This window comes from Pseudoalteromonas sp. NS-SX12 (assembly GCF_057367955.1).
The window spans coordinates 2,935,788-2,962,410 of record NZ_CM170634.1; the positions used below are offsets into that span (position 1 = coordinate 2,935,788).

The following is a 26,623-nucleotide window of genomic DNA, read 5'->3' on the forward strand; positions in this document are numbered from 1 at the left end:
ATGAAAAAGTTACTCATTGTATTATTGCTTCTAATGCCAACATTGCTAAAAGCAGAAAGCTGTATGGTGTGGCCTGAATGGCAGACCTTTAAAAACAATTTTATCTCAAAAGAAGGTCGCGTAATTGATCTTGGTTCTGAGAAAAACATTACCACCAGTGAAGGTCAGTCTTACGGTTTATTCTTCGCATTGGTGGCGAACGATAAAGAAACCTTTGATAAGTTACTTAATTGGACCGAGCGCCACCTTGCTGAAGGTGATTTAAGCGCACGTTTACCTGCATGGCTTTGGGGCCGTAAAACGCCATCAAGCTATGGAATTTTAGATTCTAATCCTGCGTCTGATTCTGATTTATGGATAGCCTACGCGCTTGCAGAGGCGAGCCGTTTATGGAATGAGCGACGTTATGCGGTACTTGCTGCGGTAATGGCAAAGCGCATTTTAAAAGAAGAAACCGAGTTTTTACCAGGACTAGGATTAACCCTATTACCTGCCCCTTATGGCTTTGAAGTAGGCGAACAAACATGGCGTTTAAACCCAAGTTATTTGCCACCGTTTATTTTCCAACGATTTGTTGAGCTCTATCCAAGCCAACCATGGCAAGAAGTACTAAATTCATCATTGGTAGTGCTTTCAGAAAGTGCGCCAAAAGGCTTTAGCCCTGACTGGGTGTTATACAATCCCAAAAAAGGCTTCCACTTCACTAAAAAGCACAATGATGAGGGTAACTTCAATGCTATTCGCAGTTATTTATGGGTAGGTTTGTTAGCTGATGATGTTAGTTACAAAGAGCAGCTGTTGTTTAAGTTTGACCCAATGGCGCGAAAAGTAAGTGCCAATCGCGCAGTACCACTCAACACCTATGCTAAAACAGGACGTACTGCAAAAACTGGCCCTCTTGGCTTTCAAGCAGCGATTCTACCTTTTATGAAATCATTTGGTGATCGCGTAACGGCAAGTATGATTAATCAAAAGATCAACGCCAACATAGACTATGAGCTGCGAAATAATTATTACAGCAGTGTACTCACATTGTTTGGCACCGCCGCAACCAATGCACGTTTTGAGTTTTTAAATGATGGTTCGTTAGTGCCGGCATGGAGCACCGAATGCAACTAAGAGCGTCTGCATTATTAGTAAGCTGTTTACTTGGGTCACAACTGCACGCCAGTGAAGGCCTTGATGCTCAGCCTATTAGTTGGCTTTTAGAACAAGTTGAACTCGGCGAGGCACAACAAAAACCACAACTGGTGATTGATAGTCTCGCCCGATTAGAGCAAGTTGAACCTGGCAGCCTCGATATTCGCGCTGCCTGGATCCGCTACTACTTCGAGCAAGGTGAAACGGAAAAAGCCGTTGAAGAGCTCAAAGCATTTAAAAAAGATGAACCGTTTTATCCGTATATTCAACGCTTAGATAGCATTGCGTATATTCACTCACCTGAAGGTAAAGAAAAACTGCAAGCTGTGCGCTTATTAGCACGCGCAGGTCAATCAAAAGAAGCTGCAAAGCAATTCAAAACGTTATTTCGCGGCGAAATACCAACGGCGAGACTAAAGTTTGAATATGCCAACATACTTTCTGCCGATCCTGATAGTTGGCAACAAGCAAAAAAGTTATTTACTAAGCTGACGCAACGCTACCCTAATACTGCACAGTTTGAAGTAGCCTATGCGCGCCATATCTTAAAACGGAAACCCACTGACAAAAAATCGCTGGCAATATTGCGTAAATACGCAACCCATTCGCAAATGCGCATTGAGGTTGAGCGCGTATGGTTAAATGCGTTAGAAGATATGCCAATTAGCACCTTTACTCGCTCACAATACAGTTACTTTTTTAGCCTCTATCCACAAAGTGATTTAGGTAAATTACAGTACGAAGTATTTAGTGAAAAATTGGTTGCACAACTAAAGCTAGAAGCCGATCCTAACTACCAAGCCTGGCAGCGCGCAAAACGCCATATGGCAAAAGAAAACTACGCACTTGCAGAAAAGCTGTTACGCAAAGCAGCCGCTGGCAGACCAAAAGACGCTGATATAGTGGGCGACCTTGGCCGTAGTTTAATGGCACAAGGCAAACATGCCGATGCCCAACAATATTTTAGCAAGGCCGCCAAACTCGCAGACAGTAGCGATAAATCAATTTGGTTAGGGTTATTAAATACTGCCAAGTTTTGGGGGCTGATCAGCGAAGCAAGATCTGCAATTGATGCCTTAGAGCTGACAAAAGCCGAACAACTGCTAGCCAGTGCGTTAAAACTCAAAGAAGACACTAATACCGTACTGATTTATTCATCACAGGTAGCACAGGCCAAAGGTGACACAGCGCAGGCGACAAAATACCTGCAAACCGTATTACGCAGTGACCCTAATAATAGCTATGCCCTGTCTTTATTGCTTAATATTGTAGAACAGCAACAAAGTATTAATGCACTAGAGCGATTTGAATCAAGTTTAACTAAAAAACAACGCGAAACGGTCAGTGCGGAAATAAACGCTGCAAAAACGGCGATTTACCGTGAACAAGCTGAAGAACTGTCTGCGCGAGGCGAACCGAAAGAAGCGATTGCACTGCTTGAAAAAGCAATTAAAACCTCACCTACAAATGGCTGGCTTTATTATGACTTGGCCTTTGAATGGCGCAAGTTAGGCGATATTGACACCAGTAAGAAAGTCTATAATCAAGCGCTTTGGCGTTTTCCAATGAATCCAGAAATTCGTTATACCCACGCACTTTATATGCGTTCGCTAGGCGATTTTCGCGCTGGATTACAAAGCTTATCTTATATTCGGGTGAAAGATTACACGCCGCAAATAAAAGAATTAAAAGAAACGTTAGCGCTAGGTGAGCAATTTGAACAAGCCGATGTGTTAATTGAGACCGAACAAAAAGCCTCTGCCCTTGCCCTGTTACAAGACATCGAAAATCAAAATGATTTAAGCAACCTGCAAACGGCACAAATTGCAGCGCAATGGTACAAATTAGGCATGCATAACCGTGCCACCAGCCAGCTCAAAAGCGCGCTAAATAGCGCACCTAAACTCGATTTCTACTGGTATCAGCTATACAGTGAATGGTTGCTTAGCGCAGACGACGCCGATGATCTCGATTCATGGTTTGCCAATTTGCATATGGCGCCGGCGCAAACTCAAAGTGAAAAGCGCGAAATTGAAAACTTAAAAGTGCGCTACCAAGTAAAAAAACAGCCTGAACGCGAAGAGATTATCTTAACATCTTACCTTAGCAACAACCCATCAAGCATTCCTGCAAATGCACGCTTGCTTGAATTTGCGTTAAATAAAGGTGATTTTGAGCAAGTTGATTTTTTATATGAAAATGCGCACAAATACGGTGAATTAGAATTCGAAACTGAGTATCAAGTTGCCGAAAAAGCCTTATTTAGTAATAAATATGCGTTGGGTGAAAAATTAGTTAGACACTTAGTGTATCGCGTTCCCGCAGATGAAAACTATAATCAGCGCCGATTAATGGCCCTGCTACTCGATTTTAAAGATCAAGACAATGCGCTCAGATACCAAAAAGATCTACTCGCACTATCACCGAGCGACGGCGAATTGCTCAATCTGGCAGGCCAAGTAGCAGACAAATTTGGCCAAAGCGAACTTGCGATTGAATACTATCGTCAAGTACTTACAAAACAACGTGTTGATGTTGCCGACAAAAAAGTGCTGCATGACTTAGCACAAGACCAAGAAACCGATACTTGGTATATGCGCTCAGCTCGCTCGGGCATTGCAAAAATTAAAAACCGTACCGATGGGCATATTGCGCTTGCTGGCGACTTTAGCGGTCAAACCAGTACGCAAAATGATCATGAACTGGGCTTAGGTGCAGCGTTATTTGAAGGCTACTTTCCATTTTTAGAGGGTCAGTTATTTTTTAAAGCGGATGCCGTTAGTATCTCTGCCCAACAAACTAACTTTTCAGAACGATTTGCCGCAAGCCGCTACGGCACTGGCGCACTTTGCTATGATACTTGCTCATTATTTAGCATCACCCCTCGCGACCAAGGTATTGCCTTAGGTGTCGGCTGGCAAAACGAAAACTGGCGGGTGGATATTGGTACCACACCACAAGGCTTCTTAATTTCAAATATCGTAGGTGGCGTGCTTTATCAAAATAGTCTCGGTGACTTCAGCTACGACATTGAAATTGAGCGAAGAGCACTCACTAACAGCGTATTGTCATATGCAGGCCTTGAAGACGTTAATCAAAATGAGATTTGGGGTGGCGTTACCAGCAATGGTATTACCCTTGGCTTGTATCACGATCTCGGCCTCGATTGGGGTTTTTGGGCGACGCTGGATTATCAGTATTATCAAGGCAAAAATGTACTTGACAACGACCGTAAACGTGCGATGACAGGTGCCTACTATCGCTTTATCCAGCAGCCAGACTTTGAACTGTCTGTCGGCACTAACTTGTTGTATTGGGGCTATAAGCATAACCTTTCAGAAGAAACGTACGGCCATGGCGGTTACTACAGCCCACAAAAATACCTTGGTCTGTCAGTGCCTGTTACAGTTGATGGTCGTTTTGAGCAGGACTTAGTTTATCGCCTCAAAGTGAACGGTGGTTATTCGCGTACAACCACAGATGCCATTGAACTTTTCCCAAATAACCCTGAACTACAAGCCGTTGCAGAGCTCAAAGCAGTTGAAACGGGCATTGATCCAATATTTGCTGCAGATAAAAGCAGTGGATTTTCATGGGGTATTGAGGGCTTAGTTGAATACCGCGTGCAACCTCAATGGTTAATTGGTGCGAGCTTTAATATCGACCGCGCTGATTTTTACGAACCAAATTATGGTCAAATTTACGTGAAGTATTTGTTTAACCCTGTTTACGGTGAGCTGCCATTAGTACCAAGGCTAATCGTGCCTTACGCTAACTATTAATCACATAATTGAAAAAGGGAGCTAAACTCCCTTTTTTATTTGGCAATTACTGACTTTGACTGCGCCAAAGTGCGGCATAACGCCCTTCTTTTTCAAGTAGCTGTTGGTGTGTACCTTCTTCCACCAGCTGCCCTTGCTCTAAATAAAAAATGTGATCCGCATCGGTCACGGTTGAGAGGCGATGAGCAATCATAATCGCCGTATGATGGCGTGCCACTTTTTTGATGGTTCGCATTATGGCTTCTTCGTTATGGCTATCAAGTGCTGAAGTTGCTTCATCAAATACCATAATAGGAGAATCTTTCAATAGTGCCCTTGCAATCGCAACGCGCTGTTTTTCACCTCCGGAGAGCTTTAAACCGCGCTCGCCAACATGGGTTTCAAAACCATCGTTAAGCGATTCAACGAAGGTTTTAAGATTCGCTGCTTCACTTGCTGCAATCACTTGCTCTTTCGTTGCCGATAAGTTGCCGTAATGAATATTGTCATAAATACTGGCGTTAAATAACACGGTATCTTGCGGCACCACGGCAATGACTTCGCGCAATGAATCTAATTTAACCTGAGCGACATTCTGCCCGTCAATTTGAATGTTGCCATTGGTTACATCATAAAACCGGCAGAGCAACTTGGTTAGAGTACTTTTTCCAGAGCCACTTGGACCAACAATTGCAACCTTGCTCCCCGCCTTAATATTAAGAGACAGGTTATTTAAAATTGTGCGCTCTTTTGCATAACCAAAGCTAACATTTTCAAATGTAATGACTCCTTGGTTTACCGCAAGTGACTCACTTTTGCTATTGCGCGACACAGAGGAGTCAACCTTGAGTAAATCAAACATGTTTTCAATATTGGTGAGCGAGCCTTTAATTTCGCGATAGACAAAACCCAAAAAGTTAAGCGGCATAAATATTTGCATCATAAAGGCATTCACTAATACAAAATCCCCCAGGGTCATCGCGTTTGCTTCCACATAAAGCGCAGCAAATAACAGCATTGAGGTCATTGCTGTGGCAATTACAAGGGCCTGACCACCATTTAAGGCAAACAGTGATAATCGGTTTTTACGGCGTGCTTTTTCCCAAGCCGCAAGTTCAACATCGTACTCTTTAATTTCGTGTTCTTCGTTATTAAAGTATTTTACGGTTTCAAAATTTAACAGGCTATCAACTGCGCGGGTGTTTGAGCGATTATCAGCCATGTTGGCTTCGCGAATAAACTTTAATCGCCAATTAGTCACATACACAGTGAACGTAATATAAACCACCACTGAGGCGACAATCACTAGCCCGTATTTAGCGCCATACTTGGTAGTTAAAATACCAACTACCAACATCAGCTCGATTAACGTTGGGCCAATATTGAAAACAAAGAAGCGCATCACAAAACTAATACCCGACACCCCGCGTTCAATATCTCGGGCAAGGCCACCGGTTTTGCGATCTAAATGAAATTTAAGGTCGAGGTGTTGTAAATGGCTAAATACTTTCATACTAATACGGCGCATGGCGCGCTCAGTAACACGGCCAAACAGCATGTCACGTAATTCAGACAACACCACATTGGCAAGGCGCAGTACACCATAGGCGGCAATTAAACCAACTGTGCCTAATAACACCACATTATTTTGTTGATCTAACGTGTCTACCGTGTATTTCAGTACAAAAGGTAAATAAACACTGGCAAGCTTAGCAAATACTAAGCAACAAAACGCAATAATAATGCGCGTGCGAAATTCTAATAAATAAGGTACAACTTGTTTAAAGACGCGTATATTAAAGCTGTCATTTTCGTTTGGCACAGAAAAACCGCGGCGCATAACTCACTCGTGCTCATTAAGATCAAATATAGGATGTATTATGTATTGGCAAGCAGTTGAACAGCAAATAGAAATTGCATTAAAAACAAAAACGCTCCAGCCACTCACAACACAAAGCCAATCCTTTTTGGATAATAATATTCACTTCACGGTGCACTTGCGCGTCGCTAAAAAAATCGATAAACCCCATCAAAGCACGCAAAAGACTAACCCGTTTTTACCTCATGAAAAGGCGATGTTTGTAAAAGACTGCCCTCCGTCGCACAAGCTACTATTAAATAAGTTTCCGGTATTAAAACCCCATGCCCTGTTGTGCAGTAAAGAATTTGTATCGCAGCAAAGCCCATTAACTGAGTCTGATTTTTCAGCTTGGCTTGAACATTTAAATTCGCCTTATGATGTTGGCTTTTATAATGCAGGCCCTACAGCCGGTGCTAGCCAAGGGCATCGTCATATGCAGTTAATTCGCTTAGCACACAGTGACACCGTTACAGCTATTGCAAAACAACTAGACGACATCAGTTTTGTGCGATTTGGCCCTCTAAATTTAGCACTGTGTATCAAGTATTATCAGCAAGCGCTTCAACAATTTGCTTTAAATAACAGTGATAGTGAGACCGGTGCCTACAACCTAATTATACATAAAGACTTATTCTGGTTAGTGCCACGAAAAACCGCGCATATCGAATCAATATTCGCTAACGGGCTCAATTTTTGCGGCCATTTTCTGGTAAAAGATGAAGCGCATCTACACTGGTTAACGGAGCACGGTTTTATCGCGTTTTTAAGAGGCCTGTGCCAAGACCTGCATAAATAAACGGCAAAAGTGCATACAAACAGGTCAAATCTGTTAGATAAGGGCTTTTGTTTAAAAAACTCTCTAGGTATACTGGCCGGATGCAGTTTGTATTAATAACCTTATTTTACTCCTCGTTCAGTATGTTTATTAACACAAATCTGCTTTCTGGGTAACTGTTACCCAAACACAACTATTGGCCGCCCGTTCAAACCGAAAGGTAGTAACAACAATAATAATATTGGCCACAACAATAATTTGAATTAGGAAGCATACGATGAATTCAGTCCCTAAAGCAGGTGAAATGTTAGGCCATCCGAAAGGCCTATTCCTGCTATTCACTACAGAACTTTGGGAGCGCTTTAGCTACTACGCAATGCGCGCAATCTTAGTACTTTATTTAGTAGACCAAGTATATTCTGAAGGCGGTAACGGTATGGGTTGGACCCAAGCCGATGCACTTTCAATGTATGGTACATTTACCGGTCTTGTTTACCTTACGCCATTAATCGGTGGTTGGTTAGCGGATCAGTACTTAGGCCAACGTAAAGCAATTTATATCGGCGGCTTCTTAATGGCTGCGGGTCAATTTATCTTAGGTACGCCGCACGCATGGGTACCTGGCATGGAAACGGAAGCGTTCTATGTAGGCTTAGGTCTATTAATTGCTGGTAACGGTTTATTCAAGCCAAATATTTCAACCATGGTTGGTGATTTATATGAAGAAGGTGATAACCGTCGTGATGGCGCATTTACTATCTTCTATATGGGTATCAACGTAGGTGCTGCACTTTCTGGTATCGTAGTAGGTTCAGTTGTTGCACATTATGATGGTAACTACCAAGCAGGCTTCATTTGTGCCGGCATTGGTATGATCTTCTCACTTATTATTCAATTCTTATTTGCGCAAAAACTACTTGGTAACATAGGTACAATCCCTGCAGCTAAGTTAGAAAAGCAACAACAAACAGAAGTACGTAAAGAGCCATTAACTGCTGTTGAGCGCGACCGTATTAAAGTAATCATGGTGTTAGGCCTTTTCACTGTTGTTTTCTGGGCAGGCTTCGAGCAAGCTGGCGGCCTAATGAATATCTTCACTAACGAATACACAGACCGTAACATTGGTAGCTTCGAAGTACCGACTACGTGGTTCCAATCTTTAAATGCGATTTTCATCGTTGTATTTGCTCCGGTAATTGCGTCTATCTGGATCCGTCTTGGTAACAAAGAACCTAACTCACCGGTTAAATTTGCACTTGGCCTTATCTTATTAGGTATTGGTTTTGTATTTATGATGGGTGCGGTTATGGAAATGGACGGTGACCCAACAAATAAATCAAGCATGTGGTGGTTAGTTGGCGCATACTTCTTCCATACCATGGGTGAATTATGTTTATCACCAATTGGTTTATCAATGGTAACTAAACTAGCTCCGCTACGTATCGCATCATTAATGATGGGTGCTTGGTTCCTATTTATTGCAATTGCTAACAAAGTTGGTGGTATCGTTGGTTCATTTATTGGCCACGGCGACACGACTAAAGAAGAGCAACTTGCAAATGCAATGTCTATCTTTGGCGGTATCTTTATTACTGCGATTGCTTCAGGTGTTTTACTGTACTTTATGGCAGATAAACTTGTTGATTGGATGCACGGTGCAGAAGATCACCACCACACTGAAGAAGAAGTGTTAGAAGAAGAGCTTGAAGTAACAGCGACTCGTTAATAACGCACTTATTACAAAAAAAGGCCTATAGTTTCTATAGGCCTTTTTTTATGTCATTAAGTGTAATTGAAGCTTAGCTGCCAGATATGGTATTTTTCACCCTCAATTTAATTCTTTTGGGTGATATGTGAAAACTTACAAGCTTTTAAGTTCATTACTAATATGTTTAGCGCTAAGTGCATGTGGTGGTGGCGAAACTGAAAAAGTATATGTGCCAGATCTAGAACAAGGTGGCGTCATCACACCATCGATGAGTTTAAACGCCAGCTTTGATAATGGCCGAATGGCGCTGCGTATAGCCGCAGGCATTTCAGACAGTGATTTCACCCTAAAAGTTACCACTTCACAAAGCGCGCCTTCAACGCAAACGCAACAGGTAATTTCAAACACCTATTCGCTCTCTCCTGAAGACAAAACACTAGTCAACCCAATTGAAATGGAAGTGTTTGTTGATTTAACTGAATATCAACAAGGAAAAGTGTATTTAGCCCGTTTAGAAAATACAACTTGGTATCCAATTACCAGTAGTGTCGGTGCTGCAAGCGTTAAAGCGAACCTTAGTCAACTTGGTCAATATGCGGTGCTTTTTGAGCCAAAACGCGAATTAGAAATTAGCAAAGTGATTGGCCCAGAGTGTGATGCCAATGCGAATGAGCAAGCGCTGCGCTTTATTCATGTGGCCGATTTACACTCTCGCTTTGGCTATAAAGAACAACTCTTTAGTCGCATAAAAGGCCACTACCAAAATGCCAAATCAACACAGCCATATACTTTATTCACTAATGGCGGCGACGACTATGAAAAAGGCACAGTAGCAGAACAAATTTCACAAGGGCTTGCCACGGTCGATGCGATAAAAGCGATGGAATTTGATGTACGTGTTGTTGGCAACCACGATTATGCGTGGGGACCAGCACAGCTGTTAGATTATGCCAATGACGACCATGCCATAGTACTCGCCAGTAATACGCGCTATGTCGGCAATGACGAAAATGGCTTCGCCGCTGTTGATTTTGCTGCGGTGCAAGTAGGTTGTTTAAAGGTAGGCTTTTTTGGCATGACTTCAGTGCCATGGAACGAACTCGATGAACCCTTACAAACCGCTCCTATTCCAGATTTTATTCCCGACTTTAAAATGAACTGGGACTGGACTTCCGTTGCACAAGGTATTGTTAATACGTATCGTGAAGATGTAGATTTTATGGTTATGCTTAGCCACATGGGCATAGGTGGCGACACCCGTATTGCCGAAAACATCACTGGCGTTAATTTAGTATTAGGTGGTCATACCCACGGCGGCGAAAGTATTCAGGCGCTCGATAACGGTGCGCTGGTTATTCAACCAAACTTTTTTGCGCAAGGTCTAACAGACTTAACTCTGACAATAAATACCGATTCAAACACCATTACTAACTATGACTACAAAACATATTTAACGAGTAATATCGATGTCGTTGATCAACAAATGGTCGGCACTATTGAGCAAATTATGGGACGCTACGCGCCTGATACCAATACCGCTATTGCCTTTTCTGAAAATTACCCAAATGAAGCGCAAACAGCCGAAATTTTAGCAAATGCAACATTCTTTACCCACAGTATCGATGCCGCCTTATTTGATCCAATTCAAGTACAAAACCGTTGGACTCCGGGCAAACTAACCCAAGAGAAGTTTCACGAGACCTACTATGTTGAAAGACAGCCATCTGACACTCCTGGGTTTAACGCGCTTTATGAAGTCTCCGTTACGGGCAGTGAACTAAACCAAATGCGTTTAGCGCAGCCAGAATGGGTATTTAAACTGGCAAGTGATAAATCTATCAGCAATGACAAAACCTATCGCGTAGCACTGCAAAAAGGCCCTGCCTATAACGGCAACCTGTTCTTCTCGGGGATTACCTTACCTACTCCTACGGAATTGTCAGAATCTTGGTGGGCGCTTGATCAGTATGCCCGCCAGCGAACCAGCCAATGTGTGCATATTGATACCAACCAACCGTTAAATAGCTGCCTTGAAGATAACTATGTCACAATTTGGAATTTCAATGATTTAGATGCGCCATTTAAAGCTGATTTTGGCCCGAGTGAACTGAGCTACTTTGATCCTCTCAATAAAGATTGGGGGCCGGAACGCAGCCCATTTGTAAGCACTAGCGATGCCAATATTGCAGATCTACCCGATGGCAGCTCTGGCGTACTGGCCTTTGGTCGTCATAGCCCATCGCAAGGCTTGGCATTAAAGCACAATGTGCCCGCTAACGGCGATTTTTACCAAAGCAATAAAGTAGCCGATTACACTTTAGTAATGGATATTATGTGGCCGCAAAGCAGTAGCAATGAATTCCGTGGGCTACTGCAAACAGACCAACTTAACAACGACGATGCGGATCTATTTGTTGACCGCGACACCAATGGCGTAGGTATCACAACCCGTGATAGTGGCTTCTTTGGTAACCTACAACCCAACACTTGGTATCGCGTTGCGATTGTGTTTTATAGCGCGCCTGAAAATGGGGTTTTAAAAGTATTTATTAACGGCGAGTTAGTCGGTGAAAAAGACGAAGGTGAAATTGGCGAACGCTGGGCGCTCAGTAATACCTTGTTACTTCTTACAGACGACACTTATGAAACTGAACCGGGCTATTTAAACGCACTACTTTTTGCTGGGCGTAGCTTCGATGCAGATGAAATAGACAACCTTGGCGGCCCAAGTAAAACGATGCGGTTTAATCAAAGTACTCGGGCACTCAATCAAAAAGTGGAACGTCACAGTGAAAGTGTTGCCACGATGGCGATTAACCCCTGGTTAAAACAACGTGAAAAGTTCTTTAACAGTAAAAAATAGCAATGATTCTAAAAGGGGCCAACGCCCCTTTTTTTGTGCGTACGCGTCGCTTTCTCAAAATTGTAAATAAAACTGCACAAAAATGAGTAAAAATCACACGCCATTAACAGTGCTACATTTTAGCCTGTTTTTATCTACTCACCATTCACACCGCAGAAATCAAAATTTTACTCGTGCAAAATAGGCTGTTTTTTATGCACCAATAAATCGCATTAAAAGAAACAGCTAAACATTGCCTTTTTTGTATTTAAAAGTTTACAAAAAGCCACCCCTAGCAAAATCACCTTACCTCTTTTCCTTTTACAACTTTTGCATAATTATCTAGCCAATTCGTGTTTAAAGAGTTGGCCACTCGAAACGTAATAAGCCATCTCTCACTCTTTAGGGGACAAAAAATGACTCAAGTAAATAACCCACTCGGTTTATTAGGTATCGAATTTACTGAATATGCGACACCAGATGCAGATTATATGGACAAGATCTTTGCAGACTTTGGTTTTTCAAAACTGAAAAAGTTTAAAGGTAAAGACATCACCTACTACAACCAACATGATATTCATTTTTTACTAAACAATGAGCGTGATGGTTTTTCAGCTGAATTTGCTAAATCACACGGCCCTGCAATTTGTTCAATGGGCTGGCGTGTAGCTGATGCGCAAAAAGCATTTGATGTTGCTGTTGAGCGCGGTGCAAAGCCTGCGACAGATGCGGCTAATAAAGATTTACCATACCCAGCAATTTACGGTATTGGTGACAGCCTAATTTACTTCATCGACGTATTTGGTGATAAAGGCTCTATCTATGCAAATGACTTTGAAGACCTAGCTGAGCAAAACATTGTTGCAGACAAAGGTTTCCTTCGCATCGACCACCTTACTAACAATGTTTACAAAGGCACTATGGAAACATGGGCGAATTTCTACAAAGACGTATTTGGTTTTGAAGAAGTACGTTACTTCGACATTAAAGGTCAGAAAACGGCACTATTGTCTTACGCACTTAAGTCACCATGTGGCACATTCTCGATTCCAATCAATGAAGGTAAAGACGATAACAACAACCAAATTGATGAATATCTAGATGAATACAATGGCCCAGGTGTTCAACACTTAGCGTTTTTAACCAACGACTTAGTGGGCTCTCTAGATAAGCTAGACCAAACAAATATTGCAACTTTAGATATCGTAGATCATTACTACGACACTATTTTTGACCGTGTTCCTTGGGTTAAAGAAGACAAAGATAAAATCAGAGAGCACCAAATTCTGGTAGATAGCCAAAGCGAAGACTGTTACTTACTGCAAATCTTCACTAAAAACCTATTTGGCCCAATCTTTATCGAAATGATCCAACGTGTTGACGATGGTGGCTTTGGTGAAGGTAACTTCCAAGCATTGTTCGAATCAATCGAGCGTGACCAAGAGCGCCGTGGTGTTATCTAAGTTAAGATAAGCTAACAACATAAAAAGCAGCTTTCGTCTTTTTTGGCCAAGCTGCTTTTGCTATTTCAAGGCTAACATGTTTTCAAACTTGAATTTATTAATTCAATCGCCATATTTAGCCTAAGCCAATAAAAGCAAAAGGAAAGACCATGTCTTTTATCAATGAAACGCACGATATTAATTTAAAAAGCTGGGTAAGCAGCGCAAACGTTGCTGGCAATGACTTCCCAATTCAAAACCTACCATTTGCTTCTTTCCGTCGTAAAGGATCGTCAGAAGAATTTCGCGGTGGTGTCGCAATCGGTGACCAAGTATTAGATTTAGCCGTAGTTGCAAATGCGGACATTTTCTCAGGCATTGCTCAAGAAGCTGTAGAAGCAGCTAACGCCCCTGCACTCAACGAATTTATGGGCATGGGTAAGGCACATTGGTCTGCTCTACGTTTAGCGCTTTCAAAAGCTCTACGTGAAGGCTCAGAGCAACAAAGTACTCTTGAATCTGCACTGGTAGCGCAAGATGATGTTGAATACGCACTTCCATGTCATATTGGCGACTACACCGATTTCTACACATCAATTTACCACGCAACAGCCGTAGGTAGCTTATTCCGCCCTGATAACCCGCTTTTGCCTAACTACAAATGGGTACCAATCGGTTATCACGGCCGCGCATCATCAATTGGCGTATCAGGTCAAAGCTTCCCTCGTCCAAAAGGCCAAACAAAAGCGCCTGATGCAGACGTACCGTCATTTGGTCCTGCAAAGCGTATGGACTATGAGCTTGAGCTAGGTATCTACCTTGGTAAAGGCAACGAGTTAGGCGATGCAATTAGCATTCAAGATGCAGAAGATCATGTATTTGGTTTCTGTTTATTTAATGACTGGTCTGCGCGTGACTTACAAGCGTGGGAATATCAGCCGCTAGGACCATTCCTGGCGAAAAACTTCGCATCGACTGTATCGCCTTGGATTGTGACTACTGAAGCATTAGCGCCTTATCGTACACAGTGGCACCGTGATGAAAACGATCCACAGCCGCTTGATTACCTTGAGTCTTCACACAACCGTGAAGCAGGCGCATTCGATATTCAGATGGATGTGTTACTTGAATCTGAAAAAATGCGTGCTGACGGCGCTGCACCAAGCAAGCTTTCTGAGTCGAGCTTCAAACACAGTTACTGGACAGTAGCGCAAATGGTGACACACCACACAGTAAATGGCTGTAACTTTATTCCAGGTGACATGCTAGGTTCAGGTACTCAGTCAGGCCCTGAACATGAAGAAGCAGGTTCAATGCTTGAACTATCTCGTGGTGGTAAAGAAAGCATTAAACTTAACAATGGCGAAGAGCGTAAGTTCTTGGAAGATGGCGATAAAGTGATTATGCGTGGTTGGTGTGAAGCCGACGGCTTTAACCGCATTGGCTTTGGTCGCGTTGAAGGCACAGTATTACCTGCCAAGTAACCTCCTGCCCTTTTTAGGTGGCAAGCAAATTGCCACCTAATACTCCCTCTTAAGTCGTATTTCAAAAATTTTTCTGGATTTTTTGCAGTATGTTGGTATCTTGTACCGGTTAACTTGCCTGCTAATTAATAATAATCAAAGGCAGTATATTTAACTACGTCGGTTTTCATAATGTTAAAAGCACTTTTTCCAGATAAACAGTTACTGATCCGCCAAAACGGTGACGTAAAATACCTTACTTTACCAAGTTGGCTGCAAGTAATGCTATTTTTCGTGGGTCTTGCTGTGTGCATTATTGCTGGTGCGGGTAGCTATCAATACGTTGAACTAAATGGCGTGATCACCGAACAACAGCAAGTCATTGAGCAAAAACAATCTGAACTCGATGCGCTACACCTATCCTATCGTGAAAAACACAGCGAACTTTCAAGTCGCATTTCTCAAATTGATGAAAAATCCCAACTAATGACCAATATGCTTGAGTCATTACCTGAAGCACAGCAAGAAGAATTTCAGGCGCAACAAGACGCCACGCAAAAAGAAAATGCTCCTGTTCAACCAGTTCAACCAGTTCAAACAGAGCAACAAGCGAAAACATCTGACACCGAAACAAAGCCAGAAGACGCTGACGTAATTAAAAAAGCGCAAGATAAAAAACAAGATAGCAAACCTGAGCCTAAGGCTGAAAGTGAAGGTGAATCTGACACGCAAGATGACAGCACTAGCGAAGAAACCATTGAAAATGACATCGCGCGTGAAAACCAATTGCTTGATACTCAGTTTACTACCCTTGCTCAAGTTGTCGATGGCCGTACTGAGAGCCTATTAAAAGCATTGGAAAAAGCTGGAGTTGACCACACAACCTTAATTAACAAAGAGCTAGATGAAACAGCTCAAGGTGGTCCATTTAATGCGGTTGATGCGTCTGTACTAAGTAAAGATCAGCAAGCGCTATTAGATAAAATCGTAGTACTTAATCAGCTAAGCAGTAATCTTGAATTACTACCGACCAGTTTGCCGGCTAAAGCATTTTATGTTTCAAGTAGCTATGGCCTACGTACCGACCCTGTTACCAAGCGCAGAGCAATGCACCGCGGCGTTGATTTAGCTGGCTGGCACAAAACTGAAATTTTTGCCCCAGCACATGGCACAGTAAAACGTGCAGGTCGCAATGGCGGCTATGGTAAATTTATCGAAATTGAACATAAGAATGGATTCGTAACACGCTACGGGCATTTAGCTAAAATTAACGTAAAACGTGGACAAGAAGTACAAAAGGACCAAGTTATCGGGTTAATGGGTAACTCAGGACGCAGTACAGGCACCCATTTACATTATGAAATTTTACACAATGAAAAACATATTAACCCGTTAAAATTAACTAAGGCATTTGAGAATGTTCTCCAATAAGAAAAAAAATTCGTTTCCTTCTATTATCTCATCAGACGTTGAAATCTCCGGGACAATTAACAACTCAGGTACAATTCAGTTAGAAGGCTGCATCATTGGCGAAGTGAATGTACAAAGCCTAACTATCGGCAATGACGGTCGTGTAGAAGGCGATATTAACGCGCAAGAAGTAATCGTAAAAGGCACTGTTAAAGGTACTATTAAGGCTAAAAAAGTAGTACTAGAGCAGTCGGCAAATGTAGTTGGCGATATTTTTCACGACACGATTAGCATTCAAGAAGGCGCTTCAATTCAAGGCTCTATGACACAAGCAGCAAAGCCTGTAGTAACAAATACTGAAGAAAAAGAACCGAAAAAAGAAAAGAAGACAGCCTAAATGACTTTATTACGTAATACCCTACTCGCGCTTACATCAGCCGCTATTTTATCTGCATGTTGGTTTCAAGATCCTGCTGTAAAGCAAGTTGAGCAATTTATTAGCGAACAAAAAGTCGATAAGCAAGACGAGAAATGGCGCACTAAACTAACGCTGCCGCCAAAACTTGAATTTGCACCAGACACAACCTACTACTGGGTACTTAAAACAAGTTTAGGCGAAATGAAATTTGAACTGTTTCATAAAACAGCGCCGATGCATGCCTCAAGTACAATTTATTTAACCAAGCTTGGCTTTTACGATTCACTGACATTCCACCGTGTTATTACAGATTTTATGGCGCAAGGTGGCGACCCACTTGGCAATGGACAAGGTTTCCCAGGGTATCGTTACGGCGGTGAATTTGAACCTTTAGTATCGCATGATCAAAAAGGCCTATTGAGTATGGCCAATGCCGGTCCAAATACCGACGGTAGCCAGTTTTTTATTACTTTTCGCGCAACCCCACACCTAGATGGCAAACATACCGTATTTGGCAAGCTAGTTAGCGATGAAGCAGTGTTAGATCTGTTTAACGAAAACGCGACACGCTTTGGCAAGCCAAAACAACAACTGATTATCCAATCAGCGCATATTATTACTGAATAACAAATCGTTTAGGGTCTGTTGATCTTTGCTGTTCTATTTTTGTTCTGTTTGAGCGTGCTTTTATCGCGGCGCTCGATGTGTGGCCTAGTAATCTAAGCGAATATCGAGCAATAATGAGAAAAGTGCGCTCAAAAGAACCGTTCGGCAGCGCTTGATTGGCTTTTCTACTGTGTTATCGGCTGGCTCACATAGAATAACTATGCCACGCAGCCTCTGCCTTGTATAAAACCCAATCAAACTGCTGCAAAAACGAACTTGAAAGGTCAACAGACCCTAGTAACCAAGCGCTAACCACAAGCCTTGAGCTAACGCTTAAGGCTTGGATCTTCTAAGCATAACGTATACAATTCACCGCCCCTGATAATTGTAGTGAGATTATGCTAAAACTCGCCCTCGTTCTACTTGTCATCTTTTGCCCAATGGCAATCGACCTTTACCTACCAGCCATGCCTCAGATGGCTGACAAACTCGATACGTCAATTACCAATATTCAATCAAGCATTACCGTTTACATGTTATGTGTGGGCTTTGGACAGCTCTTACTTGGCCCGTTAAGCGACCGTTTTGGCCGCCAAAAAATAGCGATATTTGGCGTTTTTGCTTACTTTATTGGCTCAGTACTCGCGGCGTTTTCCGATACCGTCACCGTGCTAATTATCGCCCGTATCATTCAAGGCATTGGTGCCGCAGCAACATTTGTTAGCACATTTGCGTTAGTACGCGACAATTACAATGCCAACAAAAGTGCCCAAGTAATTTCTTACTTAAATGGTATTGTGTGCTTTATTCCTGCACTCGCCCCTATTTTAGGCGCTTGGCTAACCTTGCAATTTGGCTGGCAAAGTAACTTTTACTTTTTAGCCGGATTTGCCACAATCGGATTTATCGTGTTGTTGATTGCGATTCCTAAACGCCCAGCTATTGCAGCTCAGCAACAAACTGAAGAAAAACTGTCTTATTGGCAGATAATTTCACACCCAACGTTTTTGTTTAATGCCACCATTTGCATGCTGGCAATGGGCGCTATTTTGGCATTTGTCGCACAGGCGCCTAACTACTTAATTAATCAACAAGGACTAACAGAGCAAGAGTTTACGCTCTGGTTTAGCATCAATGCCACAGTGAGTATTATCGCCAGCTTCACAGCGCCGCAATTGATCAAGCGCTCTACATCACTCGCCTTATTATGTGGTTTATTGTTGATGGTTAGCGCTGCGTGTTTGGTTTTACTATTTCAATTTACGCTTGCCAATGTAAGTAGTTTTATGGCTGCTATTTTTGTCGGTTCCATGGGCTATTCATTCGCTATGGGCGCGGCTGCAGGTAACGCGCTAGGGCCTTTTAAAAAGCAAGCAGGCAAAGCCTCAGCCTTACTTGGCATGATGCAAATGAGCGGCGCTGGATTAATCGTTAGCTTAACCCAATACCTACCGCTTGCGATTCCATTTATTATTGCGCTGCACTTGCTCAGTGTGCTGCCTTTTTTATTAACGCTAAAACGCTATCAAAGCGCGGCAAAACCAACGTACAACTAGAGACATCAATTAATGATTAACTTTGAATCGCTGCTGTCATTTATCACCTTAAGCTTTTTACTAGCGGTGTCTCCGGGGCCTTCTAATGCATTTTTAATGGCGCAAACATTTGCTAAAGGCAAAGCCGCTGGCATGCAAACAGCATTTGGCTTTGCCACTGCGGGTGTAATACACACAATATTAGCGGTTGCTGGTCTCAGTGTTATTTTAAAAACGTCTCAAGTGGCGTATCAAACCGTTCTGATTATAGGTGCGCTTTACCTTGTCTATTTGGGTGTCACCAGCATTATTGATAGCTTACGAAAACCAGAGGTTATTCATTGTGAGCTTACAAATAAAAAAGAAAAAAACATCTTCGTACAAGCTATGCTTACCGAGATTTTTAACCCAAAAGTTGCGCTCTTCTTTTTAGCCTTTATTCCACAATTCGCCGACAGTTCGCTAAGCACACCGGTATGGTTACAGTTGCTTATTTTTGGCTTGCTGTATCCAATTTTGGCTTTCCCTATTGATGTGTTGTACGTAAAAAGCGGGAACAAGATTGCAGGTTACTTTAAACATCACCCAAGCGCGCAGCAATGGATTGATCGCATTGCCGGTAGTATTTTTGTTGTATTGGGGTTACGCTTGGTGTTCGAAGTATTTTAAAGTGTGAAAACATGGAACAAATTACCACTGCGATCCCTGCCAAAAAAAGCATTGCGCTTGTTGCCCACGATGGTAAAAAATCAGCGCTAACTCTGTGGTGTCAAAAACACCAAGATGTACTCAGTCAGCACAATTTATACGGTACAGGTACTACTGGCCACTTAATTGAAAAAACCACTGGGCTGGCGGTTGAAAAGCTTTTAAGCGGTCCTATGGGCGGCGACCAACAACTTGGTGCTAAAATCGCCGAGCATGAAGTCAACCTACTGATTTTCTTTTGGGATCCGCTTGCTTCACAGCCTCACGACCCTGACGTAAAAGCATTATTGCGACTTGCTGCGGTGTGGAATATTCCCGTTGCCTGTAATGAAGCAACAGCTGATATGCTGATTGCCAGCGAGCTTATGTCACAACAAATACATCGCACAATCCCTGACTACCATAATTATTTGGCCGATCGCCTCGATTAAATCACTCAGAGTGCCGAACACGTAAAAACCGTGCAAAACGAGGCTTGCCGTACTTCGTCAAGCCATTGTAACGATATGTCACCATTGACCCAATCTCGGGCGGTGTGTGTCTCATAACATCTGACAAGCCACTGCCCAGTTTGATTTGTTGGCCATTTGGCAGCTCAACAATCAATGCGCCAACTAACCCATGGTATTTTCCTTTACCCGGACTGTAACCCACTACCTTTGCTTCAGCATCTTGATACGGCTTAAGCTTAAGTAAATTATCGCTGCGGCCATCGCTAAACTGAGCACCTTTTGCATGCAGCATAATGCCTTCGGCGCCTTGATTTATTCGGGCTTGATAGTAGGCATCCAACTCCTGATAAGTAGTAAATTGACGCTGTTCAATTGCCGCCAAATAGTCAGAAGGCGTTGCTTCTATCAATATTTTGTAATTCAAGTAGCGCTGGTGAAATACTTGGCTGTGATTCGGCATATCAAATACATAAAACCTGATTTTACGCCACGCTTGATGATTTGCCTTGATATCGAGTACCGTGCTGGCAATAAACTCAAAATCACCATGGCTACTCCACAATTCACCATCAAGCCACTCACTCGGCCAATGTTCAGTAAACCAAGTGGGCGCATGAATAACGTTACCATTTCGCGTCACAAGCTGGTTGTTTTTCCATATGGCACGCACGCCATCAAGCTTTTCGCTCACTAGGTAATTTTTAATGGGCTGTTGTTGATAAGATTTGGCAAGCTGCACTTCGACACAGTAAGCAGCAGATGTAACAAGTGAGAAGATTAAGAATAGAGTAATTTTAAGAGCCATCATTTCCTCCTTGAAAATTCAACGGCTCTTTAAAGTGTACTTTAAAATTTAAAGTTTGCTGGCAATAAGTGCCTGCACATCAAGTAACGATGAACAGCGACTATCAGCGTGTGAAAAGTCAGCGCTTAGGCTGTATTTATTAGGCACTACAACAGTGTATAGTTCAGCCGATTTGGCACTGCTAGAGCCGGTTACGGTATCTTCAACCGCAAGCCCTGAACTTGCTGTTAATGAAAAATGCGCGATTGCCCTTAAATAAGGCTCTGGATGTGGTTTTGGCTGTTCAACATCATCGCGTGTGAAAATCACATCAAAGTACTTTGCAAGATCATGTCCTGTCAAAATAGAATGCGCTTCTTCTTTTGCACTCCCGGTCACTAACGCAACCTTTAGTCCCTGCTCCCGGCACCACGCTAGCAACGCTTTTGCACCTGGTAATAATGCGGGTAAATGCAATTTAGATATCTCAGCGAATACAATGTGTTTCTTCTTTGCTAATGCCGATGCGGATAAACCCAGCTGGTGCTCTTCAACAAGCACTTTTGCCGCTTCAAGCGTTGGTTTACCAGCAAACTGCTGGCAAAACTCAGTCTCACTAAAATGTAAATCAAACATCGCAAGTACCTTGTTCCAACTAACGGCATGCAAATGCTCGGAATCAACCAATGTACCATCTAAGTCAAAATAAATTGCACTTAACGACATTGGCTTAGCCTTGCTCTTGCAGTGACTCTGGCACTGGCGAACTTGCCACGTCGCCACTTTCCACTTCTACCAATTCATAACCACGTGCTAAGCGCTTTACGGTGAGCACAGGCTTTTCTAACGCCTGTTTTTGACGCTCAATATCTTCTGCTAAGCCCGTTAGGCTTGTACCAAACGAACCTTCAGCCGTTTCAGACCAATTAACTGCTTTACCATTAATATTGTATTCAACAACATGTACTTGAAACAATGTACCTTCATCACTTGGGCACTCAATAACGCGATAATTCCAAAATGCAGACATAATATTTTCCTCTAGTTAACGCGCGCTGACTGTAGCATATTTCACCTCAGATATGGATAGCTAATGTGCTGCGAACAGCTATTTATGCTGGCCTCTATTTAACCTTATATGAAGCAAACGAAATGTTTCGCTTGTAAAGCTGAATTAATCTAGGGTCTGTTGATCTTTGCTGTTCTATTTTTGTTCTGTTTGAGCGTACTTTTATCGCGGCGCTCGATGTGTGGCCTAGTAATCTAAGCGAATATCGAGCAAAGCTTACGCGTCCTGCTCTCGCCCCTTACCTACATCCATGTAGGCAACAATGAGAAAAGTGCGCTCAAAAGAACCGTTCGGCAGCGCTTGATTGGCTTTTCTACTGTGTTATCGGCTGGCTCACATAGAATAACTATGCCACGCAGCCTCTGCCTTGTATAAAACCCAATCAAACTGCTGCAAAAACGAACTTGAAAGGTCAACAGACCCTCGTTTGGTCGCCCAAAATAAATAAAACGCGATACTAGTAACGAAATAAACATAAAGTTCGCAGCATCCAACTGCTTAAAGCTTGCATAAATATGCGCAAACTGTTTGTATAGTGAATAAATAAGCAATTTAGTGTAGAAAGTATGTGGTTGCAAAAAGTAGTTATATTGCTGATATTCTTGTTTAGTGTTCAATCTATCGCTAAATCAACAGAACTTATTGATGTACCCGTTTTAATCGCTGAAGACGTCAAACTACACTTACAACGCTTAAGTAAACAGACCGATATTCTGACTATTTCAGATTTTTCAAATTTACCGCAGGGGCGCGATTTAGTTGATGTTATTCTGCTCAACCAAGCATTGCACTTGGGCAAATGCCAGTGTCGTTTAGTATATTTTGATAATTCGGTATATGGCCGCAATATCGAACTGCTCAAAAGCGGAAAATACGCATTAAGCGCCGACACGCTATGGCTTTCTGATATTACAAGTCATGCCACTACATTACGCTCGAGCCAAGCGGTTATTCGCAATGGTGAATACGATGTTGGTTTATATACGTCAGTAAATAACGAGCGTGCATTAAAAGCGCAAAATAAAGAGGACATATCGCGCTTAACCGCAATCTCAAATCGCTTTTGGAGTGCTGACTGGCAGGCAATTAATCAGTTAAACCCAATCAAGCTGGCACATATCGAATCATTTCCAAATATGAAGCGCCTTGTTAAAAGTGAAATTGCCGATTTTACCTTGCTGCATTTCCGCGTAAATGATGATGATTTAAGCTTTGAGCAGTTAACGCCTATTCCAAATGTAAAAGCGGTACTGTGGGATAGCCGCCATTTCGCAATATCAACTCAATTTCCTAATTATCAACATATTGCAGACGCATTAAATAAAGGGCTTGAGCAACTTCACCGCGAAAATAAAATAACGAGCGCTTATTTAGCGGTGGGTATTAATCACCCTCTCACTTCAAACTGGAAAATACTAAATGCATCTGATTCTTAAAGTACTAATTCTAAATACAACCCTAGTTACAGCTTCAATTTATGCGAATGAATACGATACTCAATGCGCCAATAATAAATACTCTCAGCACTTAGTCGATCTCATTATAAGAGACCATGAACAACAACGTACCAAATTAAGATGTGATAAGAGGCTAGTTAACGGCAGCTATTGAGAAAGTGCATGAAATGGCTAAAACCGAGTTTATTTTTCATGGTCGAGCTAATGGTAGATTACGTGATCAAGGTGTTGAACTGCCCCCTTATTACGGTATTGGTAATGCCAATCAAGTAGAGGCATTAGCAGGTGGACAAAAATCACCTAAATTAGCTTGGAAAAGTTTTAAAGAGTCTGCACCTCATGCAGATCATCTATTAGCTCGTAATGCATTTTATCTTAAGCAAACACTTATAGGAGCTGCACACATTTTTTTACCAAATACAAGTCATGGTCACTATTGGGTAGTCTACATAACCGAAGAGGATAATGCGTCGAAAAAAAATATTTTCCACGGTCCAATACCTAACAAAACCTCTCAAGGTGTTTTTTATCAATCGCTAAACGAAAAAAAGCCCATCAATTGATGGGCTTTTTGCTATGAAATCTAAATAAACAGGTGTTTAGAAAAATGACACCTTAAACTCAACACCCATAATACGAGGTTGGTTTACCATAGCGGCATTGTTTGAGAAGTCTACACCACCAATGAATACTTGCTCATCAGTAATATTTCTAACAAATGCAGATACTTCGTATTCATTGTCGCCAGCTTCCCACAGGTAACCTGAGCGAATACCGCCTTCAAGTAATGCTTCGCCTTCAAATTCAACTGACTCATATAGGAAGAAGTCAATTGCACTGCGGTAAGACCAATCAGTGTATGCGAAGAACTCACCGTCGCCAATTTCTTTGCTGTAGCGTAGTGTGAAGTTAGAGATCCACTCTGGTGAATGCGGTAAGCTGTTGCCGTCTAAGCTATAGCCTTTACCTTCAACAAATGGGTCTGTAATTGTACAGTTAAAGCAGCCTTGCAAGAACAGTGAGTTGTCTTGTAATTCAGTTTTGTTGTAGCTGATGTTGAATGTCGCGAATAGCTCATCAGTTAAAATCCACTCTGAATCTAACTCTAAACCGTAACCAACTGTTTTATCAGCGTTAAGTAAACGGTTAAAGTTTGCAGAACCACCTACTGCTGTTACTTGCTGGTCATCCATCTGGAAGTAATACGTTGTCGCGTTTACACGGCCACGGCCATCTAATACATCTGATTTAACACCAAACTCAATTGAGTTGATAGTTTCAGAGTCAGCTACAGTTACTTCGTCACCAAATAAGATACGACCTTGAACACTTGGTGCACGGAAGCTGTTTGCTGCACGTGCGAATAGGTTTACATCATCAGTAAGCTTGTAAGCTGCACTTAAGTCCCATGATACGTGTGAATCTTCTGGGTTAGCAGATTTTTCTAGGTCGATATTGTTGAAATCGCCCGGAGTTACAAGACGTACCGCTCTAAAATCACGCTTGTCATCTGAATAGCGAAGACCACCGCTCACTTTTAACTTGTCTGAAACGTGGTAATCAGCAGAAGCAAATACAGCCCAAGCCGTTGTATCTTGCTCTTGGAATACATAACCCCAGTTGAAGTCGCCACCTAAACCATCAAAACCAAAGGTTTCAATTGTTTGTTCTTCGTTGTAGTAGTACGCACCCACTTGGTAATTAAAATCACCAGCAAAGTTACTTGCTAAACGAATTTCTTGTGAAATCTGGTCGTGTGATGGGATTGCGTCAGCACTTTCTGATGCAAGGAAAATGAAGCCAGGGCCCATTTCAGGTGTTGGACAACCGAATACAAAGTCGTTACCACAACCATAACCACCATCAACGTCTGCACGTGAGTAAATCTCAGCGCTTTCCCAACCAGTGATTGACGTTAGCGTGTGATCTTCAAAATCATACTCTAATTTAAGGCTTGAACCTTGTGACTCAACTTGCTGTGTAGCAAATTGTACTGAGTCTTGGTAAATCACTTCAGGATCAAAACCTGCAACAGGCTTGTTTGTGCCTTTTTCAATTGCATTTGCATGGAAAACAATTGGTTTACCATCTAAATCACGCGTGTGGTAATTTAGTAACGCAGTGAAATCACCTGCTTCATATAAAAATTGAATACGTGCCGCTTGCTCATCGTAACCACCGGTTACATCATTGATGAAGTTATTTGGCGCACGGTTATCAATATAATCATCACGCGTTTGCTTAAGCACTGAAACACGAGCTGAAAGGTTATCGGTTAAACCACCGCCTACAGCACCCTCAAAATCTACTGAATTAAATGTGCTGTAAGATAATGCACCGTAACCTTCAAATTCTTGCGACGGCTTAACTGAGTCAAACTTTACAAGACCTGCAGGCGTGTTACGGCCGAATAATGTACCTTGAGGACCACGAAGTACTTCTACACGCTCAACATCAAATACCGGAAAACCTTTTAAAATAGGGCTTTCTTGTACAACGTCGTCTACCACTAACGATACTGGCTGTGATGCATTCAGATCGAAATCGGTGTTACCTAAACCGCGCACGTAAAAACGTGGGAAAGTACGACCAAAAGAAGATTCAACTGATAAGCTTGGGATTTTCGCGTTCATAAAACGGATATCCATACCAGCAGAACTGTATGCGTCTAGGTTATCGCCTTGTAGCGCAGAAACCGCAACAGGCACTTCTTGCGCGTTCTCAACACGTTTACGAGCAGTTACTTGAATCACTTCTAATTGTGCAGATTCAGCGCCTGCTTCTTCACCCTGTGCAACCGCAGCACCTGATAAAACTAATGATGAGAATAACGAGCCTTGAATTAATTTAGCTAGCTTTGACTTTTGTAGATATTTCATGGTGGTTTAAAACCTTGTGCACTCAAAATAAAACGTTTGATTAGCTGAACTCAGTTGTCTTGAGACAGTCATAATCATGCTTGTATCCTTTTAAAGTGAATGGCGAAGTTCAACTTTACACGTGTTTAACGCGGACCCATCAATACGAGTACTTAATACTGCGGGTTGAACATCGCCGCAACAGCCAGCCTTTCGGTTAACATGTTGTTTACACCCGTATCCATTTGCGGCAAAAATAATACAAATTGCCACCGTTTAAAAAGGACATATATCCTTGAAAAGTTTCAACAGATCGAATATGAAATATAGTTTA

General features: G+C 42.2%; 20 protein-coding genes. 15 read left to right on the forward strand and 5 right to left on the reverse strand.

Translation table 11 applies throughout. The annotated features are described in order from the left end of the window. Together bcsZ and AC2IOM_RS13675 are read left to right on the forward strand one after the other, a co-directional pair. Positions 1 to 1,119, forward strand: coding sequence for a cellulose synthase complex periplasmic endoglucanase BcsZ (gene bcsZ, locus AC2IOM_RS13670; RefSeq protein ID WP_105170658.1), 1,119 nt, complete (start codon positions 1 to 3; stop codon positions 1,117 to 1,119). After that, positions 1,110 to 4,922: a cellulose synthase subunit BcsC-related outer membrane protein gene (locus tag AC2IOM_RS13675; protein WP_486358664.1), complete on the forward strand. Its 3,813-nt coding sequence runs from the start codon at positions 1,110 to 1,112 to the stop codon at positions 4,920 to 4,922. The genes bcsZ and AC2IOM_RS13675 overlap by 10 nt, the downstream gene beginning before the upstream one ends. Before the next feature lie 46 nt (positions 4,923 to 4,968). On the opposite strand, the gene AC2IOM_RS13680 is transcribed toward AC2IOM_RS13675, so the two are convergent. Beyond that, a complete protein-coding gene (locus AC2IOM_RS13680; RefSeq protein ID WP_486358665.1) occupies positions 4,969 to 6,741 on the reverse strand; it encodes an ABCB family ABC transporter ATP-binding protein/permease in 1,773 nt (590 codons plus the stop codon). 40 nt (positions 6,742 to 6,781) lie between these two features. Between AC2IOM_RS13680 and AC2IOM_RS13685 the strand changes: the two genes are divergently transcribed. From AC2IOM_RS13685 to AC2IOM_RS13735, 11 genes are all read left to right on the forward strand, one after another. Further along, a complete protein-coding gene (locus AC2IOM_RS13685) occupies positions 6,782 to 7,558 on the forward strand; it encodes an ATP adenylyltransferase family protein (protein ID WP_486358666.1) in 777 nt (258 codons plus the stop codon). Positions 7,559 to 7,814: 256 nt separating this feature from the next. Continuing rightward, positions 7,815 to 9,263 (forward strand): peptide MFS transporter, encoded by a 1,449-nt coding sequence (locus AC2IOM_RS13690; protein ID WP_105170663.1) that lies wholly within the window; start codon positions 7,815 to 7,817, stop codon positions 9,261 to 9,263. Positions 9,264 to 9,390: 127 nt separating this feature from the next. Next, positions 9,391 to 12,108 (forward strand): metallophosphoesterase, encoded by a 2,718-nt coding sequence (locus AC2IOM_RS13695; RefSeq protein WP_486358667.1) that lies wholly within the window; start codon positions 9,391 to 9,393, stop codon positions 12,106 to 12,108. Positions 12,109 to 12,503: 395 nt separating this feature from the next. Next, positions 12,504 to 13,550 carry a 4-hydroxyphenylpyruvate dioxygenase gene (hppD, locus tag AC2IOM_RS13700; protein ID WP_486358668.1) on the forward strand — a complete coding sequence of 349 codons (1,047 nt, stop codon included), beginning with the start codon at positions 12,504 to 12,506 and terminating at the stop codon, positions 13,548 to 13,550. Positions 13,551 to 13,699: 149 nt separating this feature from the next. Next, complete coding sequence (gene fahA / locus AC2IOM_RS13705) at positions 13,700 to 15,013, forward strand: fumarylacetoacetase (protein WP_486358669.1); 1,314 nt, start codon at positions 13,700 to 13,702, stop codon at positions 15,011 to 15,013. A gap of 171 nt (positions 15,014 to 15,184) precedes the next feature. Continuing rightward, on the forward strand, positions 15,185 to 16,423 hold the full coding sequence (locus tag AC2IOM_RS13710) for a peptidoglycan DD-metalloendopeptidase family protein (RefSeq protein ID WP_486358670.1): 1,239 nt from the start codon (positions 15,185 to 15,187) through the stop codon (positions 16,421 to 16,423). Then, positions 16,410 to 16,799, forward strand: a complete 390-nt coding sequence (locus tag AC2IOM_RS13715) for a bactofilin family protein (protein WP_010560534.1) — start codon at positions 16,410 to 16,412, stop codon at positions 16,797 to 16,799. The genes AC2IOM_RS13710 and AC2IOM_RS13715 overlap by 14 nt, the downstream gene beginning before the upstream one ends. After that, entirely contained in the window at positions 16,800 to 17,447 is a 648-nt protein-coding gene (locus AC2IOM_RS13720; protein ID WP_105170668.1) for a peptidylprolyl isomerase, read from the forward strand. 377 nt (positions 17,448 to 17,824) lie between these two features. Beyond that, positions 17,825 to 18,982 carry a multidrug effflux MFS transporter gene (locus AC2IOM_RS13725; RefSeq protein ID WP_486358671.1) on the forward strand — a complete coding sequence of 386 codons (1,158 nt, stop codon included), beginning with the start codon at positions 17,825 to 17,827 and terminating at the stop codon, positions 18,980 to 18,982. A 12-nt stretch (positions 18,983 to 18,994) separates the two neighbouring features. Beyond that, on the forward strand, positions 18,995 to 19,630 hold the full coding sequence (locus AC2IOM_RS13730; RefSeq protein ID WP_486358672.1) for a LysE family translocator: 636 nt from the start codon (positions 18,995 to 18,997) through the stop codon (positions 19,628 to 19,630). 11 nt (positions 19,631 to 19,641) lie between these two features. After that, on the forward strand, positions 19,642 to 20,100 hold the full coding sequence (locus AC2IOM_RS13735) for a methylglyoxal synthase (RefSeq protein ID WP_054978344.1): 459 nt from the start codon (positions 19,642 to 19,644) through the stop codon (positions 20,098 to 20,100). A 1-nt stretch (position 20,101) separates the two neighbouring features. Here AC2IOM_RS13735 and AC2IOM_RS13740 read toward each other — a convergent pair whose 3' ends face one another. The 3 genes from AC2IOM_RS13740 to AC2IOM_RS13750 are packed head-to-tail and all read right to left on the reverse strand — an operon-like array spanning position 20,102 to position 21,935. Beyond that, on the reverse strand, positions 20,102 to 20,926 hold the full coding sequence (locus AC2IOM_RS13740; protein ID WP_486358673.1) for a DNA ligase: 825 nt from the start codon (positions 20,924 to 20,926) through the stop codon (positions 20,102 to 20,104). Between the two features lie 48 nt (positions 20,927 to 20,974). Then, positions 20,975 to 21,631, reverse strand: coding sequence for an HAD family hydrolase (locus AC2IOM_RS13745; protein WP_105170672.1), 657 nt, complete (start codon positions 21,629 to 21,631; stop codon positions 20,975 to 20,977). Between the two features lie 4 nt (positions 21,632 to 21,635). After that, complete coding sequence (locus AC2IOM_RS13750) at positions 21,636 to 21,935, reverse strand: hypothetical protein (RefSeq protein WP_105170673.1); 300 nt, start codon at positions 21,933 to 21,935, stop codon at positions 21,636 to 21,638. Between the two features lie 605 nt (positions 21,936 to 22,540). Here AC2IOM_RS13750 and AC2IOM_RS13755 point away from each other — a divergent pair. Continuing rightward, positions 22,541 to 23,410, forward strand: a complete 870-nt coding sequence (locus tag AC2IOM_RS13755; protein ID WP_486358674.1) for a hypothetical protein — start codon at positions 22,541 to 22,543, stop codon at positions 23,408 to 23,410. Positions 23,411 to 23,598: 188 nt separating this feature from the next. Next, the gene (locus AC2IOM_RS13760; protein WP_486358675.1) at positions 23,599 to 23,994 is read left to right on the forward strand and encodes a hypothetical protein; all 396 of its coding nucleotides are present in this window, start codon (positions 23,599 to 23,601) and stop codon (positions 23,992 to 23,994) included. A gap of 36 nt (positions 23,995 to 24,030) precedes the next feature. On the opposite strand, the gene AC2IOM_RS13765 is transcribed toward AC2IOM_RS13760, so the two are convergent. Next, positions 24,031 to 26,310, reverse strand: a complete 2,280-nt coding sequence (locus AC2IOM_RS13765) for a TonB-dependent receptor (protein WP_010560543.1) — start codon at positions 26,308 to 26,310, stop codon at positions 24,031 to 24,033. Between the last annotated feature and the right edge of the window lie 313 nt (positions 26,311 to 26,623).

What these genes read in the sequence shown, in the direction of transcription:
- bcsZ (WP_105170658.1), top strand. Translation starts at nt 1, where the DNA reads ATGAAAAAGTTACTCATTGTATTATTGCTTCTAATGCCAACATTGCTA.
- AC2IOM_RS13675 (WP_486358664.1), top strand. Translation starts at nt 1,110, where the DNA reads ATGCAACTAAGAGCGTCTGCATTATTAGTAAGCTGTTTACTTGGGTCA.
- AC2IOM_RS13680 (WP_486358665.1), bottom strand. Translation starts at nt 6,741, where the DNA reads ATGCGCCGCGGTTTTTCTGTGCCAAACGAAAATGACAGCTTTAATATA.
- AC2IOM_RS13685 (WP_486358666.1), top strand. Translation starts at nt 6,782, where the DNA reads ATGTATTGGCAAGCAGTTGAACAGCAAATAGAAATTGCATTAAAAACA.
- AC2IOM_RS13690 (WP_105170663.1), top strand. Translation starts at nt 7,815, where the DNA reads ATGAATTCAGTCCCTAAAGCAGGTGAAATGTTAGGCCATCCGAAAGGC.
- hppD (WP_486358668.1), top strand. Translation starts at nt 12,504, where the DNA reads ATGACTCAAGTAAATAACCCACTCGGTTTATTAGGTATCGAATTTACT.
- fahA (WP_486358669.1), top strand. Translation starts at nt 13,700, where the DNA reads ATGTCTTTTATCAATGAAACGCACGATATTAATTTAAAAAGCTGGGTA.
- AC2IOM_RS13710 (WP_486358670.1), top strand. Translation starts at nt 15,185, where the DNA reads ATGTTAAAAGCACTTTTTCCAGATAAACAGTTACTGATCCGCCAAAAC.
- AC2IOM_RS13715 (WP_010560534.1), top strand. Translation starts at nt 16,410, where the DNA reads ATGTTCTCCAATAAGAAAAAAAATTCGTTTCCTTCTATTATCTCATCA.
- AC2IOM_RS13720 (WP_105170668.1), top strand. Translation starts at nt 16,800, where the DNA reads ATGACTTTATTACGTAATACCCTACTCGCGCTTACATCAGCCGCTATT.
- AC2IOM_RS13725 (WP_486358671.1), top strand. Translation starts at nt 17,825, where the DNA reads ATGCTAAAACTCGCCCTCGTTCTACTTGTCATCTTTTGCCCAATGGCA.
- AC2IOM_RS13730 (WP_486358672.1), top strand. Translation starts at nt 18,995, where the DNA reads ATGATTAACTTTGAATCGCTGCTGTCATTTATCACCTTAAGCTTTTTA.
- AC2IOM_RS13735 (WP_054978344.1), top strand. Translation starts at nt 19,642, where the DNA reads ATGGAACAAATTACCACTGCGATCCCTGCCAAAAAAAGCATTGCGCTT.
- AC2IOM_RS13740 (WP_486358673.1), bottom strand. Translation starts at nt 20,926, where the DNA reads ATGGCTCTTAAAATTACTCTATTCTTAATCTTCTCACTTGTTACATCT.
- AC2IOM_RS13745 (WP_105170672.1), bottom strand. Translation starts at nt 21,631, where the DNA reads ATGTCGTTAAGTGCAATTTATTTTGACTTAGATGGTACATTGGTTGAT.
- AC2IOM_RS13750 (WP_105170673.1), bottom strand. Translation starts at nt 21,935, where the DNA reads ATGTCTGCATTTTGGAATTATCGCGTTATTGAGTGCCCAAGTGATGAA.
- AC2IOM_RS13755 (WP_486358674.1), top strand. Translation starts at nt 22,541, where the DNA reads ATGTGGTTGCAAAAAGTAGTTATATTGCTGATATTCTTGTTTAGTGTT.
- AC2IOM_RS13760 (WP_486358675.1), top strand. Translation starts at nt 23,599, where the DNA reads ATGGCTAAAACCGAGTTTATTTTTCATGGTCGAGCTAATGGTAGATTA.
- AC2IOM_RS13765 (WP_010560543.1), bottom strand. Translation starts at nt 26,310, where the DNA reads ATGAAATATCTACAAAAGTCAAAGCTAGCTAAATTAATTCAAGGCTCG.